This is a genomic window from Micromonospora sp. MW-13 (assembly GCF_003434305.1).
In the GTDB taxonomy this organism is placed as follows: Bacteria; Actinomycetota; Actinomycetes; order Mycobacteriales; family Micromonosporaceae; genus Micromonospora.
In genome coordinates this window covers 686,773-702,588 of record NZ_QKKX01000009.1, presented here as the reverse complement: position 1 = coordinate 702,588, position 15,816 = coordinate 686,773, and the positions used below count along the sequence as shown (strand labels likewise).

Annotated in this window: 10 protein-coding genes; 3 read left to right on the top strand and 7 right to left on the bottom strand. The window is 75.9% G+C overall.

The features are described 5' to 3' along the window. Positions 1–220 precede the first annotated feature (220 nt). The 3 genes from C5N14_RS07255 to C5N14_RS07245 all read right to left on the bottom strand — a co-directional run bounded on the left by C5N14_RS07255 (position 221) and on the right by C5N14_RS07245 (position 4,995). A complete protein-coding gene (locus tag C5N14_RS07255; RefSeq protein WP_117666987.1) occupies positions 221–2,761 on the bottom strand; it encodes a malectin domain-containing carbohydrate-binding protein in 2,541 nt (846 codons plus the stop codon). A gap of 312 nt (positions 2,762–3,073) precedes the next feature. Continuing rightward, on the bottom strand, positions 3,074–4,255 hold the full coding sequence (locus tag C5N14_RS07250) for a cell wall metabolism sensor histidine kinase WalK (RefSeq protein ID WP_117666985.1): 1,182 nt from the start codon (positions 4,253–4,255) through the stop codon (positions 3,074–3,076). A gap of 71 nt (positions 4,256–4,326) precedes the next feature. Next, a complete protein-coding gene (locus tag C5N14_RS07245; protein WP_117666689.1) occupies positions 4,327–4,995 on the bottom strand; it encodes a response regulator transcription factor in 669 nt (222 codons plus the stop codon). Between the two features lie 147 nt (positions 4,996–5,142). Here C5N14_RS07245 and C5N14_RS07240 point away from each other — a divergent pair, with 147 nt between their 5' ends. Next, on the top strand, positions 5,143–6,339 hold the full coding sequence (locus tag C5N14_RS07240) for a C39 family peptidase (RefSeq protein WP_117666687.1): 1,197 nt from the start codon (positions 5,143–5,145) through the stop codon (positions 6,337–6,339). 63 nt (positions 6,340–6,402) lie between these two features. Here the strand turns inward: C5N14_RS07240 and C5N14_RS07235 are convergent, their stop codons facing one another. Beyond that, complete coding sequence (locus C5N14_RS07235) at positions 6,403–7,692, bottom strand: PQQ-binding-like beta-propeller repeat protein (protein WP_117666685.1); 1,290 nt, start codon at positions 7,690–7,692, stop codon at positions 6,403–6,405. A gap of 236 nt (positions 7,693–7,928) precedes the next feature. Here C5N14_RS07235 and C5N14_RS07230 point away from each other — a divergent pair, with 236 nt between their 5' ends. Then, a complete protein-coding gene (locus C5N14_RS07230; RefSeq protein WP_243639274.1) occupies positions 7,929–9,740 on the top strand; it encodes a hypothetical protein in 1,812 nt (603 codons plus the stop codon). A gap of 110 nt (positions 9,741–9,850) precedes the next feature. Here C5N14_RS07230 and C5N14_RS07225 read toward each other — a convergent pair whose 3' ends face one another. The 3 genes from C5N14_RS07225 to C5N14_RS07215 form a co-directional block, all read right to left on the bottom strand. Continuing rightward, on the bottom strand, positions 9,851–10,279 hold the full coding sequence (locus tag C5N14_RS07225; protein WP_117666681.1) for a hypothetical protein: 429 nt from the start codon (positions 10,277–10,279) through the stop codon (positions 9,851–9,853). A 170-nt stretch (positions 10,280–10,449) separates the two neighbouring features. Continuing rightward, entirely contained in the window at positions 10,450–12,291 is a 1,842-nt protein-coding gene (locus tag C5N14_RS07220) for a hypothetical protein (RefSeq protein ID WP_117666679.1), read from the bottom strand. Further along, positions 12,291–14,078, bottom strand: a complete 1,788-nt coding sequence (locus C5N14_RS07215) for a hypothetical protein (protein WP_243639272.1) — start codon at positions 14,076–14,078, stop codon at positions 12,291–12,293. The genes C5N14_RS07220 and C5N14_RS07215 overlap by 1 nt, the downstream gene beginning before the upstream one ends. 433 nt (positions 14,079–14,511) lie before the next feature. Between C5N14_RS07215 and C5N14_RS07210 the strand changes: the two genes are divergently transcribed. Continuing rightward, entirely contained in the window at positions 14,512–15,705 is a 1,194-nt protein-coding gene (locus C5N14_RS07210; protein WP_165878043.1) for a hypothetical protein, read from the top strand. The last annotated feature ends 111 nt before the right edge of the window (positions 15,706–15,816 follow it).

Here is a 15,816-nt window from a genome sequence, read left to right as displayed (position 1 = left end):
GCCCCGCATGATCGTCAGAGGTCAGCGGCGGGTGGAGCGGGGCGCGGGACTGGTCGTGGACATCAACCGCACCTCCCTCCGGCCGTCGGGCTGACGCGGCTGATCCTGCCAGCCTCCGGCGGTCCCTGCAACGCCTTTGCGGCGTACCCGGGAACCGGACCGGCCCGGCCCCGCGCGGACGCGGGACCGGGCCGGGATGCCCCCGTGGTGCGACGGGGGTCTACGGGCCGACGAAGACGGCCTTGGCGCGCCAGTCCACCCCGTCCACGTCGGGGCCGCTGACGGTGGTGAACGCGCCGGTGGGCGCGCCGCCGGCCCACGCGGTCGAGGCGAGCGCGCCGGTCGAGCGGCTGACCCGGTACAGGGTGCCGCCGGCCAGGAGGACCGCGCCGGTGTCGGCGAATCCGGTCACCCCCGCGACGGTGAACTTCTCGGCGCCGACCGCGCCGCTGTCCGGGGTGAACCAGCGCCAGTACAGCCCGCCCTGGCCGGCGAGGGTGTAGTAGAGCCGGCCGGCGGTGTACAACATGCCGGTGACGTTGCCGATCTCGGGGTAGAAGTTGCTGGTCACCCCGACGTAGGTCTGTCCGGCCGGCCCGGAGTCGGTCTGCACGGTGTCCCAGTACGCGTCGTGGTACGGGTCGACGAGGCTCGGCGGGCCGAAGGTGGTCCCGTCGAAGGTGCGCCGCTGGAGCGCCCCGTTCATCGCGTAGAACAGGGTGCCGCCGACCCAGAACGCGCCCCTGGCGGTGGACCACGCGGTGTTGTCCGGGTTGGCCACCGGGGCCGGCGCGCCGACCGTGCCCGCCCCGTCGTACGCGCGGGCCTGCACCTCGTCGCCGGTGCCGGTGGGCGGCGGGCCGGTCTTGACGATCTCGATCGCGTTGACGAGCGGGTTCTCCACCACGTGCCCGAAGTCGATGTCCACGGTGCCGTCGCTGACCACGGTGAACGACCGCATGGTGCCGACGTTGTGCCCGACCGTCCCGGACAGGTCCAGGTCGTCGAGCACGAGCGTGCCGTCCAGGGTCACGTCGAAGACCCGCGAGCCGGGGGCCGACGTGCCGTCGTACCGGTTGGCCAGGTAGAGCCGGACCTCGACCTCGGTGCCGACGGGCACCGGGAAGTTCCACTCCATCTCCGGCCCGCCGCCGGAGTCGTACCGCTCGTCGGTGTAGAGGGCGGCCGGGGTGCCGGCCGGGACGGTGGCGTCCAGGTTGCCGACCGGCGCGAAGCCCGAGGCGCTGCTGCCGGCGTTGTGGTACGGGCTGGGGCTGCCGGGGTCGTCGGCGCTCCAGTCCGGCCCGCCCACGGTGGACCCGACGGTGGGGCCGCCGGCGTTCACCCGGTACAGCACGTTGGTCGGTGCCGGCACCCCGGCCTGGTAGACGGTTCCCGGCAGGCCGGCGGTGGTGCTCGGGTGCGGGGCGTTGCCGCCGGTCAGCGGGAAGAACGCGATCCGCTCCCGGCGGTAGGTGAAGTTGCCGATCCAGGACTGGTCGGAGCCGAGCCAGATGCCCTGCGGGGTGACCAGCAGCTCGGCCACGCCGTAGCCGCGCGGGTGCCGGCCCGGGTTCCAGGACAGCGGCAGCCCGTTGCGCGGGTCGAGGGCGGCGATGCTGGCCCGGCCGATCGCGCCGGCCTGCGCCGAGTCCCCGCCGAAGCTGTTGTTCAGCCAGCGCAGGTGCCCGCCGACGTAGACGGCCTGCTCGCTGATCCCCACCGACAGGAAGGTGTCGCCGCCGGAGTAGTCCACCCAGGTGGGCTGCTGCCCGTCGCCGGTGGCGGCGGCCTCCCAGCGGGCGGCGGTGTCGCACAGGGTCCCGCCGTACGCCCCGCCGGTGGTGACCACCACGAAGTAGCTGCCGTCCGGGGCGAACGCCACGTCCCGCATGTACGTGTCGAACGCCCAGTGCGAGCAGCGCGGGGTGTACCGGCTGGTGTTCCAGTCGGCGACGGTCGCCGCCGTGGCGCCGAGGTCCAGCTTCACGATCTGGTCGTGCAGCACCCCGTCGGCCTTGCGGAAGTTGCCGATCACCACGAGCTGGGTGCCGTCCGGGGACAGCGCGAGCTTCTCCGCGCCGACGCCGGCCTTGGCGCCGCTCACCCCGTCGTAGTTGTGGTTCTCGGTGAGGGCGGTGGTGAGGTAGCCGTCCAGCGCTCCGGTGGTGGCGTTGAGCGAGGCGAGCCCGCCGCGCGGGTTGGCGTTGCCGGCGGTGGTGAAGATCCCGCCGACCAGCAGCCGGTTGCCGGCCACGGCGACGTCGTCGATCAGGCCGTTGAACGCCGGCCCGGCGAAGCTGGTGACCGTGGCGCCGGTGGCGAGGTTGACCAGGGCCAGCTTGCGCCGGGTGACCCCGTTGACCGTGTTGAACTTGCCGGCCAGGTAGACGGTGTCGGCGGTCGGGCCGGCCGCCACCGCGCTCACCTCGTTGTCGACGACCGGGGCGAACGCGGTGTCCACCGCGCCGGTGGCCTTGTCGAAGGCGAGCACGTAGTTGCGGGTGATGTCCACGTCGGAGTTGCGGTTGCGCACCCGGGTGAACGAGCCGGCCGCGACGATCTTCGTGCCGGCGTCGTGGATCGCGAACACCGTGCCGTCCTGGATGTTCGGCGACGCGGCGGACGGGACGGCGGAGACCACCGTGCCGTGGTTGGGCGCGGCGCTCGCGGCACCGCCGGCGGCGAGTCCGCCGGCGGTCAGGGCGACCGCGGCGAGCGCAGCCAGGGTTCGGCGGGGCAGGGCCGAGGGATGGGTCACGGGCAACTCCCGGAGCACGGGCGGACGGGGGAGGCGACCACGTACGTTGGACGGGCTGAGGCGCGGCCGGTCCGGGGCACGCGCCGCGGGTGACATGGCGCCACCACACTTTCACCCACCGGTGGGCGGCCGTCCAGCACGGGTGGCGCTTTCTGCCCGACCGCGTGGTGGCTCTGCCCGACCGCGTGGTGGCCCCACCCGAGCACCCGACGCCGCCCCGACCGCCCGACGTCCGCCGCCCCGCCCACCCGGCACCGGCCGCGCCGGGTCAGCCGGGCCGGGCCCACGAAAAGCTGACCGCCGGCCGGCGGGTCACCGGTCGGTCGCGGACCGCCCGCCCTGGGTCGGGCCGGTCAGCACCGGCGTGGCGTCGGCGGCGGGCAGGGTCACCGTGACCTCCAGGCCGCCGCCGGGCTGGGCGACGACCCGCACGGTCCCGCCGTGCGCGTCGCAGACCGCGCGGACGATGGACAGCCCCAGCCCGGAGCCCCGGGCCCCGGTGCGTTCCTGCCCGCCCCGGCGGAACGGCTCGAACAGCCCCGGCACGTCGGCCTGGCTGACCTCGAAGCCCGTGTTGGCGACGACCAGCCAGGACGTGCAGCCGTCCGTGCCGGTGCGCACCTGGATCCGGCCGTGCAGGTGGTTGTAGCGGACCGCGTTCTCGATCAGGTTGCCGGCCAGCCGGTCCAGCAGCCCGGGGTCGCCGACGACCGGGGCCGGCTCCAGGGAGGTCTGCACCCGCAGCCCGATCCGCTCCACCTCCCGGCGCACGGCCGAGAGCGCGTTGACGGTGCCGGTGGCCAGGTCGCACTCGGTGCGCCGACCCAGCCGCCGGCCGGCCTGGGCCTCGCTGCGGGCGAGCACCAGCAACGCGTCGACCAGCCCGTTGGCCCGCTCGGAGGCGTCCCGGACCACGGTGGCCATCCGACGGTATTCAGCGGCGTCGGCCTCGTCGTCGCTGAGCGTCACGTCGATCTCGGTCCGCATCACCGCCAGCGGGGTGCGCAGTTCGTGCGAGGCGTTGGCCACGAAACGCTTCTGCGCCTCGAACGCGGCGGCGATCCGGTCCAGCATGGCGTCGAACGTCTTGGCCAGCTCGGCCACCTCGTCGTCCGCCCCGGACCAGCCGATCCGCTGGTCGAGGGTGGCCTCGCCGAGCCGCTGGGCGGTCGCGGTGACCTGGTGCAGCGGGCGCAGCGCCCGCCCGGCCACCGCGTACGCGCCGGCCACCCCGACCACGCTGATCGCCAGCAGCGCCCCCAGGCCCTTGGCCAGCAGCTCCTGCGACGCCGCGTCGACGAGCTGCTGCTGCCACTGCCCGGCGTCGAGCAACCGGCCGTCGGCCAGCAGCACGGTGGTGCCGGGCACCAGCTCGTCGGTGGGGCGCAGCGCGTCGCGGACCAGCAGCCAGGCCAGCAGCACCAGGATCGCCCCGGCGCCCACCAGCAGCACCCCGTTGAGCAGGGTCAGCCGCAGCCGCAGGGTGGGCCGCAGCCGGACGGCCGGGCGGCGCAGCGACGGCCGGGGCAGGGTGCGGCGGCGGGCCGCGGGGCGGGGCGGGGCGCTCACGCCGACCCCTCGGCGGTACGGTAGCCGGCCCCGACGACCGTCTCGATCAGCGGCGGGTCGCCCAGCTTCTTGCGCAGGGTCATCACGGTGACCCGGACGATGGTGGTGAACGGATCGGTGTTGGCGTCCCAGACCCGCTCCAGCAGCTCCTCGCTGGAGACCACCGCCCCGCGCGCCTTGAGCAGCTCGGCCAGCACCCCGAACTCCTTGTTCGTCAGGTCGACCGGTTCGCCGCCCCGGGTCACCAGCCGGCGGGCCGGGTCGAGCACCAGGTCGGCGACGGCGAGCAACGGCGGGGCCGCCGGGGTCGCCCGCCGGCCGAGCGCCTGCACCCGGGCCACCAGCTCGTCGAAGGCGAACGGCTTGGGCAGGTAGTCGTCCGCGCCGAGCTGCAACCCCTCGACCCGGTCGGCGACCGTGCCGCTGGCGGTGAGCATGAGCACCCGGGTCAGGGTGCCGGAGGCGGCCAGCTCGGCGCAGATCTGGTCGCCGTGCATGCCGGGCAGGTCCCGGTCCAGCACCACCACGTCGTACCGGGTCACGAAGGCCAGCTCGTGGCCCGAGTTCCCGTCGTAGGCGACGTCGACCGCCATGCCACGCTTGCGCAGCCCGCGCGCGATCGCGTCGGCGAGGTTGCGCTCGTCCTCGACCACCAGTACCCGCATGCCCGACCTCCTCGCCGGCTGACCTGCCGACAAACCTAGTGCCGGCCACCAAACCGGCGTCGCGCCGCCCGCACCGGGGCCGTCATTGCAAAAAACCTTCAGGTAGGGGATGCTTCCCGGCGCTGATGTGCGGCGGAGGGAGCGGCGATGACCGGACCGGCCCCGACCACCCGGCGGGACGTCGTCCACCGGCGCTTCCGGCTCCCGGCCGACCTGGCCGCCGGGGCCGGCGACGGGGTCCGCGCGGACGCCGCCGGCGCGGTCCTCGCCGCCCCGACCGGCCGGCTCGCCCACCCCGACGACCCCACCCGCCGGTACGACGCGGCGAGCTGGACCTCGCCGCCGGTGTCCACCGGGTTCGCCGTCGCCGAGGTGGTCCCCTCCTGGGCCGCCGACACCCCCGACGGCTGCGGGATCCTCGTCGAGCTGCGCGGCTGGCACGCCGACGCCCCGGCCACCGGCTGGTACCAGCTTGGCCGCTGGGCCGCCGACGACGAGCCCTTCGGCCGTACCTCGGTGCCCGGCCAGCGGGACGCCGACGCCCGGGTCGACACGGACACCCTGGTCGTCACCGGCGCGACGGTCACCGGCTGGCAGGCCCGGGTGACGCTGCTGCGGCCGGCCGGCGGCACCGCCACCCCGCTGCTGCGCGCGCTCGGCGCGGTCGCCTCCGGCCCGCGGCCGGCCACCCCGGTCGGCGCGCACCGGGCCGCCGAGGGCGACCGGGCCGGCTGGGGCCGGGTGCTGGACGTGCCCCGGTACTCGCAGCGGCTGCACGGCGGGGCCGAGCGACGCTGGGGCGGCGGCGGGCACTCCTGGTGCAGCCCGACCAGCGTCTCGATGGTGCTGGACTTCTGGGCCGCCGGCCCGGCCCCCGACCGGTACGCCTGGGTCACGCCGCCCGGCCCCCGGCCGGTGGTGGTGCACGCCGCCCGGCACTGCTACGACCCGGCCTTCGACGGGGCGGGCAACTGGGCGTTCAACGCGGCGTACGCCGGCGGGCACGGGGTGGACGCGTTCGTCACCCGGCTGCGGTCGCTGGCCGAGGCCGGGGCGTTCGTGGCCGCCGGGGTGCCGCTGGTGCTCTCCGCCGCGTTCCGCCGGGGCGAGGTGCCGGGGCTGGACTACGACACCAGGGGGCACCTGATGGTGCTGGTCGGGTTCACCGCCGACGGCGACCCGGTGCTCAACGACCCGTACGCCCCGGACGACGCCGACGTGCGCCGCACCGTGGACCGGGACCGGTTCGAGGCGGCCTGGCTGGGCGGCAGCGGCGGGATCGTCTACGTCATCCGGCCGCCCGACGTGCCACTGCCCCCGCCGCCGGACCAGCCCAACTGGTAACCCGGGCGCGCCGGACCACCGGTCGCGACCCGGCGCGGCCCGGCTGCCCGCGCCGGACCCGGGTCACCGGGGCAGCCGCCACCAGCCGTACGTCCCGCCCGGGCGGCGGCAGACCAGGCCCCGGCCGGCGGAGCGGCACTCCCCCGCCGCGTCGGGCAGCACGTCGAGCCGTCGGGCCACCGCGCGCGCCGGGTCCAGCTCGGCGACCAGCAGCCCGCCCTCCCGGGTCTGCCGGACGCCGAACCGCGGCTCGTCCGGGGCCTGGTTGTCCACCAGCTCCCAGCGCCCCAGCTCGGCGACCGTCCGCCCGGTGGCGGCGTCCAGCACGGCGAACTCCAGGGCCGCCGCGCTGCCGGGAGCGGCCGCGAGGAGCCGGCCGCCCGGAGCCGCGACGAACCACGGCCAGCGCGGGTTGGCCCACCTGGTCCGGCCCGTCGCCGGGTCGAGCGCCGAGACCCCGACGTCGCGGACGGCGGCGCAGAGCAGGTCGCCGCACCACGTCACGTACGCCGACAGGTCGAGCTCCCAGCGCCGGTCCAGCGCGTCCAGCCCGTACGCGGTGACCCGGCCGGCGTCGACGCTGTCCTCGACCGTCACCAGCAGCAGGTCCCCGACGACGTTGGCGCTCGGGTACCCCCGCCCGGCGGGACCGGCCTCGCGGGCGACCAGGACCGCCCCGGACCCGGCGTCCCGCACTTCGGTCCGCCCGGATCCGCTGATCAACACGACCCGGTCGGTCTCCGCGCCCCGGCGGCGCTCGGCCATCAGGCCCGGCGTGGCCGGCGCCGACCACCGGGCCCGCCCCGACGCCAGGTCCACCACGTGCACGGAGCCGGCCGTCTCGTCGTCGCCGCCCCCGAGCAGGAGCAGCCCACCATCGACGGTGGGGGCCGGGAAGCCGGGCTGCCGCCACCGCTGCCGGCCGGTCGCCAGGTCCACGACGACCGTCTCGGTCGCCCGCCCGTCAGGGCCTCCGGTGAGGAGCACGAACCCGCCGTGCTCCCGTACCTGGAACGGGCCGGTGCCGCCGGGCGCCGTGGTGTGCCACAGCGGCCGGAGGGAGCCACCGGGACCGGCCGGCGTCGTGTAGGCGGCCACCTCGCGCGTGCCGTCCGAGCCCGCGGCCACCTGCTCCACCACGTACATGCGGTCGCCGATGAGGAAGACCTCGACGCCGGGGCCGCCGGGTACGACCGCCGAGACGGGCCGCGCGACCGGCGCGGACGCGGCCAGGGTGAGCAGCGCGACGGCCCCGGCCAGCGCCACCCGCAGCGGCCGGCCCACCGCCCGGGGCGGGCGGGGCGGCTCCGGCTCGACGGCGCCGCGCAGCTCACCGAGGTCGATGACGGTCACTGGTGTTCCTCCCCGAGCTGGCTGCCGGCCCACCCGGTCGGCACCGGGGCGCACCGGCCGGGCGGCGCCACGCGGCGACGTCTGTACGATGGCCCGTCGTGGCTGTGCCGGTGGTAGACCCCTCGCTGAACTCCGACTCCGCACCCGTCGCGGCGCAGGCCGCGCCGACCGGACCCGACGGGGCGGGCACAGGCACACCGCGTCGGCCCCGGCGGCGACCGACCCGCGCCGACGTCCTGGCCATCGGAGCCTATGTGCTGCTCGGCGTCCTCGTGTGCCTGAACTACTGGGGGGACGTCCAGCACCGGGTGTCGTCGCACCTGCCGACCGACCACAGCTGGTTCGAGTGGCTCTTCTCGCACGGCGCGTACTCGCTGCGCCACCTGGAGAACCCGCTGTTCTCCATGCGGCAGAACGCCCCGGACGGGGTGAACATGATGGCGAACACGTCGCTGCTCGGGGCCACCCTGCCGCTGGCCCCGGTGACGTGGCTGTTCGGGCCGCAGGTGACGTACGCCCTCTACCTCGGCGGGGCGCTCGCGGCGACGGCCGGCACGGCGTACTGGATGCTGTCGCGGCACCTGGTGCGCTCGCGGGCGGCGGCGTTCGTCGGCGGCGCGTTCCTCGGCTTCGCGCCCGGCATCGTGCACCACGCCAACGGGCAGCCGAACTTCGTCTCGAACTACCTGCTGCCGGTGATCGTGGCCCGGGTGCTGCGGCTGGGTGAGCCGGGGCGGAGCTGGCGGCGCGACGGGGTGGTGCTCGGCCTGCTGGTGGCGTACCAGGTCTTCATCAACGAGGAGATGCTGCTGCTGACCGCGCTGGGCTGCCTGGTGGTGGTGGCCGCGTACGCGGCGCAGCGACCCCGGGCGACGCGGCAGCGGGCCGGCGGCTTCCTGGCCGCGCTCGGCCTCGGCGGCGGGCTGACGCTGCTGCTCACCGCGTACCCGATCTGGTTCCAGTTCAACGGCCCGCAGTCCTACCGGGGCCTACAGGGCGGGGTGTTCCACAACTGGGGCGAGGACCTGGTGGCCTTCGTGACGTTCGCCCGGGACACCGCCGCCGGGGACGAGGCGGTGGAGAAGACCATCGGCCTGACCGAGCAGAACACCTGGTTCGGCTGGCCGCTGGTGCTGCTGGCGCTGGTCGCCCTGGTGCTGCTGGTCCGCCGGTCGCTGGCGGCCCGGATCGTCGCCGTGCTGGTGGTGGTCTTCACCGTCGCCTCGATCGGCCCGGTGGTGCGCTTCGACGGCGCGGAGACCACGATCGACGGTCCCTGGGCGTACATCCCGGACGACCTGCCGCTGGTGGAGATGATGATGCCCACCCGGCTGGCCCTGGTGGTGGCCGCCGCCCTCGGCGTGCTGCTCGCCCTGGCCTGGGACGCGCTGGCCCGCACCGCACCGGCCCCCTCGCCGGTGGTGCCGGCCCCCCGTTCGGCCGCCGGCACCACCGGCTCGGCGGCCCCGGCGCGGGCCGCCGGGACCCGGACCGGCCCCACCGCCGCGCCCGCCCGGTCGCGCCGCTGGCTCCGCCCGGTCGGGTACGCCGCCATCGCGCTCGCCGTGCTGCCGCTGGTGCCCCGGCCGTTGCCGGCCCAGCAGATCGACCCGCCGCCGAGGTTCATCACGGCCGGCGGCTGGCGGCCCTACGTGCCAGCGGGCCGGACCCTGGTGCCGGTGCCGATCCCCAGCAACGTGCACGGCCTGCCCACCCTGCGGTGGAGCGCGCTGACCGGGCACGCCTTCCCGGTCCCCGGCGGCTACTTCATCGGCCCGAACGTCGACGGCGAGGGCGTCTTCGGTGCCCCGAACCGGCCGACCAGCACCCTGGTCTACTCCACCATGGACTCGGGCACGCTGCCGGCGCTGACCCCGGAGAACCGCCGCCAGGTGGTCGAGGACCTGCGCTACTGGAAGGCGTCGGTGGTCGTCCTCGGCGCGCACCCCCGCGAGGCGGTCCTGCGTGACCTGATGACCGCCCTGCTCGGCCCGGCGCGGCGGGTCGACGACGTCTGGCTCTGGGACGTCCGTCCGCTCGTCGGGTGAGGTCGGGCACCGCGTTCGCGCTGGTGCTCGGGCAGTGTGCGGAACGGCCCCCGCCGACGCGTGGCGGGGGCCGGCCGGGGCGCGGTCGACCGCGCCCCGGCGGGACGACGTCAGCAGACCTTGCTGGTCGAGCCACCCGTGGAGTTGAGGTAGCCGGTGACGTGCGTGCAGTGCGCGGCGGTGTTGGCCGGCGCGCCCCACAGCTCCGCCCGGGTGGTGTTGTTGAGCTGGCCCACCCCGTAGTCCGAGCCGCTGTCCGAATGGTCGATCACGTGGACGTACAGGTCCCAGTTGGAGTGGGTGTCGCGGTACTGCTGCCACACGTAGATGTAGGCGTAGTTGTAGCCGCAGCCGTAGTACTGCTTCACCGACGCCGCCTCCATCCCGCCGACGGTCAGCACCCGGGTGGTGCCGATCTGACGGACGTTGGAGCAGCTGGCCGGCGTGCTGGCCAGGGCGGGCGAGGCGTTGACCAGCGACGCGGCGCCGACGGCGGCCAGCGCGGTGGACACGGCGAGGGTACGGCGGAGGGTCGACATGACGTCCTGCTTTCTCTGGTGGACCCGGTCGGTCGATGGTCAGGAAACCAGGTGCGGAGGTGGTGTCGAAAGGTGACGAAGCGGCCCCCTTTTCCTCCCCGTGCCCCCGGGGTCCGTCCCGCGCCCCGGGCGAGCCACCCCACCGCCCGGCCGAGCCGGCGGCGGGCGGGTCAGCCGACCAGGCCGCGAACGTCCCAGACCCAGGCTCCGTCGATCTCGCGGCCGGGGCCGACGAGCTGGTCGACGGTGCGCCGGACCGGGTCGCCCCGGCGCAGCCCGCCCTGCACCAGCACGGCGGCCCGCCAGTGCCGCAGGTCCACCGCCGCCTGCCGGCGGTCCGCGTCGGTCAGCACCGGGACCTGGCCGGTCTCGGCCACCCGGCGCAGCAGCAGGGCCGTCGGGCGGTCCGGGGCGCCCCAGCGGGCGGTCGGGTCGTCGGCGGCGCGCGGGCCGATGAAGTAGCCGCCCGGCGCGGTGAACGCCAGCCGGGTCCGGGCCGACCAGAACGTCGCCGGGCTGACCCCGGCCCCGGTCACCGGCGGCACGGGCACCAGCGTCCGGCCGGCCGGCACGTACGCCCGCCAGCCGCCGTCGGCCACGAAGGCCGGCACCGGCCACGCCGGCACGGTGCGGATGGGGGTGGGCGCGAGCGGGAGCAGCGCGGCGGCCACCGCACCACCCCACAGCAGCCGCACCGGCACCGCTGGCCCGCCGGCCGGTCCGTCGCCGCCGGGGGCGGCGGCCGACCGGAGCCGGTCCAGGGAGAGGGCGACCAGCACCCCCAGCACCGGTACGCAGACCAGCGCGAACCGGGCCGGCACCACCAGGTCGAGCAGCGGCACCCCGGCGACGAGCCGGTACGGCCCGGGCAGCCCGGTCGACGCCCCGTCCACCAGGACGGTGGTGCCGAGGGAGAGCAGCGCGGCGAGCGTGCCGACCACGGCCAGCGCCCGGACCAGCGGGCGACGCCACAGCCAGACCACGATCACCACGGCGAGCACCAGCAGGCCCGGCCCGAAGAACGAGTTCTCCTCGGTCGGGTTCGGGGCCAGCAGCCCGGGCAGGCGGTCGTCGCCGAGCACCGTCTGCCGGGCGGAGGCGGTGAAGGAGGCGGCGTCGAGCCGGAACCCCGGCGCGTCGAACGGCATCCCCCGGTAGTGGCCCGGCCCGGCGAACTGGAACCACAGCGGGTACGCCAGCAGCGCCCCCGCCACCAGCGCCCCCACCCCGATCCGGCCGAGCAGCGCGGGCGCCAGCCGGCGGGCCGCCGCCCGGTCGGCGAGACCGTACGCGAGCGCCAGCACGCCGGCGGCGAGCGCCAGGAACACCAGCACCTCCTCGCCGAGGAAGACCTGGTACGCCACCAGCAGCCCGAGCGCCACCCCGCGCCGGCCGACCCGGCCGACGGTCGGCCGGAACACCAGCGCCAGGATCGGCGGCACCAGGAACTGGGCGGCCATGTGCAGGTGGGCCCCGGCCTGGGCCACCATGCCGGGGGCGAAGCCGCAGACCAGGCCGCCGACGGCGGCGGCGACCCGGGAGCCGACGAGCCGGCGGGCCAGCAGCGCGTACCAGGCGGTGGCCGTGCCGGCGAGGCAGGCGACCACCGCCACCAGGAACGCCGGCTGGGTGCCGAACAGCAGCGTCACCGGGGTCAACGGCACGCCCAGCCCGAGCACCGAGGTGTTGGCCATCAGGTTGACCCCGTCCGGCGCGTTCAGGGCCGTGCTGTGCAACGGGTTCTCCGGGCCGGTGACCGCGCGGGCCGCCCGGGCCAGCATCCACTCGAACAGCATCTGGTCGTTGTCCTGGTGGAACAGCCGGTCGGGGCGTCCCCACTGCCCGCCGGTGAGCAGCACGGCCAGGCCCAGGTAGCCGGCGACCACCGCGACGTCCACGCCGCGCGGCCGCCACCGCCGGCGGGCCGGCCGCGCGTCCGCCGGCGCCCGGCCGGACGCCGGGCCCGGCTCCGGTGCGGGACCGCGGGAGACGGGCGCGGCCGGGGCTGCCATCAGGCCGGCGGGTCGGTCAGCGCCCGGACGTCCCAGACCCACACGTCCAGCTCACGGCGGCCGGGGCCGACCAACTCCTCGACGGTACGCCGCAGCGGCTCGGCGTTGTGCTGGCGCACCGGCAGCACCAGGACGGCGGCCCGCCAGTGCCGCAGCTCGTCGAGGGAGCGGCGGCGCTGCCGGTCGTCCAGCTTCGGCGTCCGACCGGTGGTGGCCACCTCCTCCAGCAGCTTGCCGACCCCGCTGGGCCGGCCGCCGAAGCGCCCCGGGTCGCCGGTGTTGCCGTTGCGCGGGGAGAGGAAGTAGCCGCCGGGGATCTTGAAGTCGAGGTTGGTGGACGCGGCCCAGCGCATCCCGTGGGTGTTGCCCATGCTGGGCACCGGGATCGGCACCAGGGTCTGGTCCGCCCCGACGTACTCGCGCCACCGGTCGGCGGTGATGAACTCCGGCACCGGCGGGCGCGAGGTGACCGCCAGCGGCATCGGCGCGATCGGCAGCAGCGCCAGCGCCAGCGCGCCGACACCGAGGGTGCGCACGGTGCGGGCCTCGGCCGGCCGCAACGACCAGATCCGCTCGACGGCGAGCGCCAGCAGCACGCCGATCACCACCGTGGTGATCATCCCGAACCGGGTCGGCACCACCGCGTCCAGCAGCGGCACCCGCACCAGCAGCTCCCACGGGCCGGTGAACAGCTCCCGGTCCCACCAGGAGACCCGCTCGCCGAGGGAGAGCACCGCGAAGAACGCCCCGGTCGCGGCGAGCGCCCGGACCACCGGCTCGCGGCGCAGCCAGAGCACGATGCCGACGGACAGCAGCGCGAGGCTCCAGCCGAAGAAGGCGTTCTCCTCCGAGTAGTTCGGGGCCAGGTTGATGTTGGCCCGCTCGTTGCCGCCGAGGGTGGGCGAGCCCGGGGCGAAGAAGGCCGCGATGTCGTTGCCGTAGTCCCGGACCGCGTCGCTGAGCCCGTGGTACGCCATCGGCCCGGCGAACTGCACGTAGAGCGGGTACGCCAGCAGCGCCCCGGCCAGCCCGGCGCACACCGCCACCGCGACGCCCAGCGGTCGCCACGCCGCCGACCACAACGCGGGCCGCTGCGCCAGCACGGCGATCAGGAACACCCCGCAGGCCAGCGCGGTGAAGAGCAGGATCTCCTCGTTGATGAACGCCTGCACGGTCACCAGCAGGGCCAGCAGCGCCCCGTCCCGGACCGGCCGGCGCGACCGGGTGATCACCAGCACCCGCCAGACGATGAACGGCAGCAGGAACTGACTGATGATGTTCGGGTGCCAGCTGGCGTGCGAGAGCATCGCCGGGGAGAAGCCGCAGAACCAGCCGCCGACGGCGGCGGCCAGCGGGGTGCGCACCACGTGCCGGGAGAGCACCCGGTACCAGGCGGCGGCGGTGCCGGCCAGGCCGAGGGTGACCAGCACCACGAAGGACACCGCCGGCCCGAAGAGCAGGGTCACCGGCACCATCGGGATGCCGAGCGCCAGGATGGCCGTGTTGGCCATCAGGTTGACCCCGTCGGGGAAGTTGAACTGGTCGGTGTAGAACGGGAACTCCCCGTGCAGCACCACCCGCACGCTGTGGGCCAGGAAGAACTGCACCTGCGCCGGGTCGCTGCTGTACAGCGACGCGACCCGGCCCGCCGGGTCGACCCAGATCCGGCTGGTCACCCAGAGCGCGGCGAGCAGGAAGAGGCCGTACACGGCGAGGTCCCGCCGCCGGGTGGTCCACCGCCAGCGCCGCCTACGGGCCCCGCCCGGCTCCGCCGCGCTCCGGGACACTTCCGCGGGCCCGGCGGAGGGCGGGACGGCGTCGGCAGCCGGGGCCGGCGTGGCCGGGGCGTCGGCGGGGGCCGGCTCCGCGACGGCCGGAGCGGCGACAGCGGCGGCAGCCGGGGGGGCCTCAGCGGCGGGGGCCGGGGCGAGGGTCGGTGCCTCCGTGGCCGCGGGCCGCTCGGCGGTCGCCACCGTCGTCCGGGCGGCGGGCCCCACGGGAGCGTCGGGAACCGGGGGGAATTCTCCACGGGGCTCGGCAGGGGTCACAGTCGGCGGAGTCTACCGGAGCCGGCGAAAGCCCTGAAATCACCGGGCGGTCCTATGTGGTCGGTCCCGCCGCAGCTCACGGGACGGTGCGAGGTGCCGGTCCGCGCGGTCCGGACGTCTCGTACCATGTGGGGCGCGAACACGACCGGACGACGCGATCGGGGGCGTACAGGTGGCTTCAGTCCGCCGGCGCGGCATGACGGCCACCGCACTGCTCACCGTGCTGCTGACCGCCGCCGCCTGTGGGCCGGTGGCCGACCGGAAGCCGGACGTCCTTCCCGTCGGCTACGACAGCCTGGACGGGACGCTGCGGGTGTGGCCCGCGCGGGGGCGGTTGGCCGGCGACAGCACCGCGACGGCGGCGGTCACCGAGGCGGTCCGGGCCTGGCGTACGCCGGCCGACGACCGCGCGCACCTGCCCTCGTCCGGGATCCTGTGGTCCGGTGAGGTGGACGGCGCCCCGCTGGCCCTGGTGGCCGCCGACGTCCCCGGGGAGAGCGCCTCCTGGCTGCTCCAGCTCACCCGCGACGGCGACCGGTACGTGGTCGACCGGGCCAGCGAGTACACCGAGCCCGGCTACCTCGTCTACTCCGACGTGCTGCCGGTGCAGACCGGCGACGGGCGCCGGTACCTGCTCTCCGGCCGGGTGGAGCGGCTGCTCGGCCCCAAGGGCCGGGCCCTGGCCAGCCGGGACGGGCTGACCGACCCGGTGGACGTGCCGGCCTGCCGGGCCGTGGCGCTGACCGCGACGCTGCGGGCCACCCGGTCGCTGCCGCGCGGCCGGGCCGCCGACCGCCTGCTCGACCTCGGCACGGCCACCACGGACCCGCGGTACCCCCTGGTCCGGGACGAGACCGGCTCGGGTCGGCGGGCGCTGGACGGCCTGGACACCTGCGTGCTCGCCGACGAGCAGGGCCCATTCGGCAGCGTCCCCCGCCGGATCGGCGACCGGGACGCGCCCCGCTCCGTGCCCGAGTCCTGGCCGATGGCGAAGCTGAGCGTCCGGGCGCTGGGCGAGGTGGCACTGGGCGGGGGCGACCCGGCCGACCTGGAGCAACTGAGCTGGGAGACCGACGCGGGCACCATGACCGCGGTGGTGTACCGGCCGGCCGACGGCGGCGACCCGGTGGTCTCGCCGGCCGACCGGGCCAACACGTTGCAGACCTACGTGCTGCCCGTGCCGGGGCAGCCGCTGGTGGTGCTGAGCTGGCGGTCCAGCCGGTACAGCTCGCTGTCGGTGCCGCCGGGCACCCCCCGGCTGGTCGACCGGCCCGGGCTGGTGGTGGTGCCGCAGCCGGTGAGCAAGGCCACCTTCAGCCTGGCCGGCGCGGAGAAGACCTACTACCGCTCGGTCGGCGGTCGCTGATCCCGGCCCGTCCCCCTCGCCGGTCGTCGGCTTGATCGAATCGGTGTGCGGCACATCGGGGCATCCCAGCACAGGGGGACCGCAACATGCCGCACACCGAGTTGATCAACC

Bases quoted from the DNA above. Each gene is read 5' to 3' on its own strand.
- C5N14_RS07220 (WP_117666679.1), bottom strand. From the start codon at position 12,291: ATGGCAGCCCCGGCCGCGCCCGTCTCCCGCGGTCCCGCACCGGAGCCG.
- C5N14_RS07225 (WP_117666681.1), bottom strand. From the start codon at position 10,279: ATGTCGACCCTCCGCCGTACCCTCGCCGTGTCCACCGCGCTGGCCGCC.
- C5N14_RS07240 (WP_117666687.1), top strand. From the start codon at position 5,143: ATGACCGGACCGGCCCCGACCACCCGGCGGGACGTCGTCCACCGGCGC.
- C5N14_RS07245 (WP_117666689.1), bottom strand. From the start codon at position 4,995: ATGCGGGTACTGGTGGTCGAGGACGAGCGCAACCTCGCCGACGCGATC.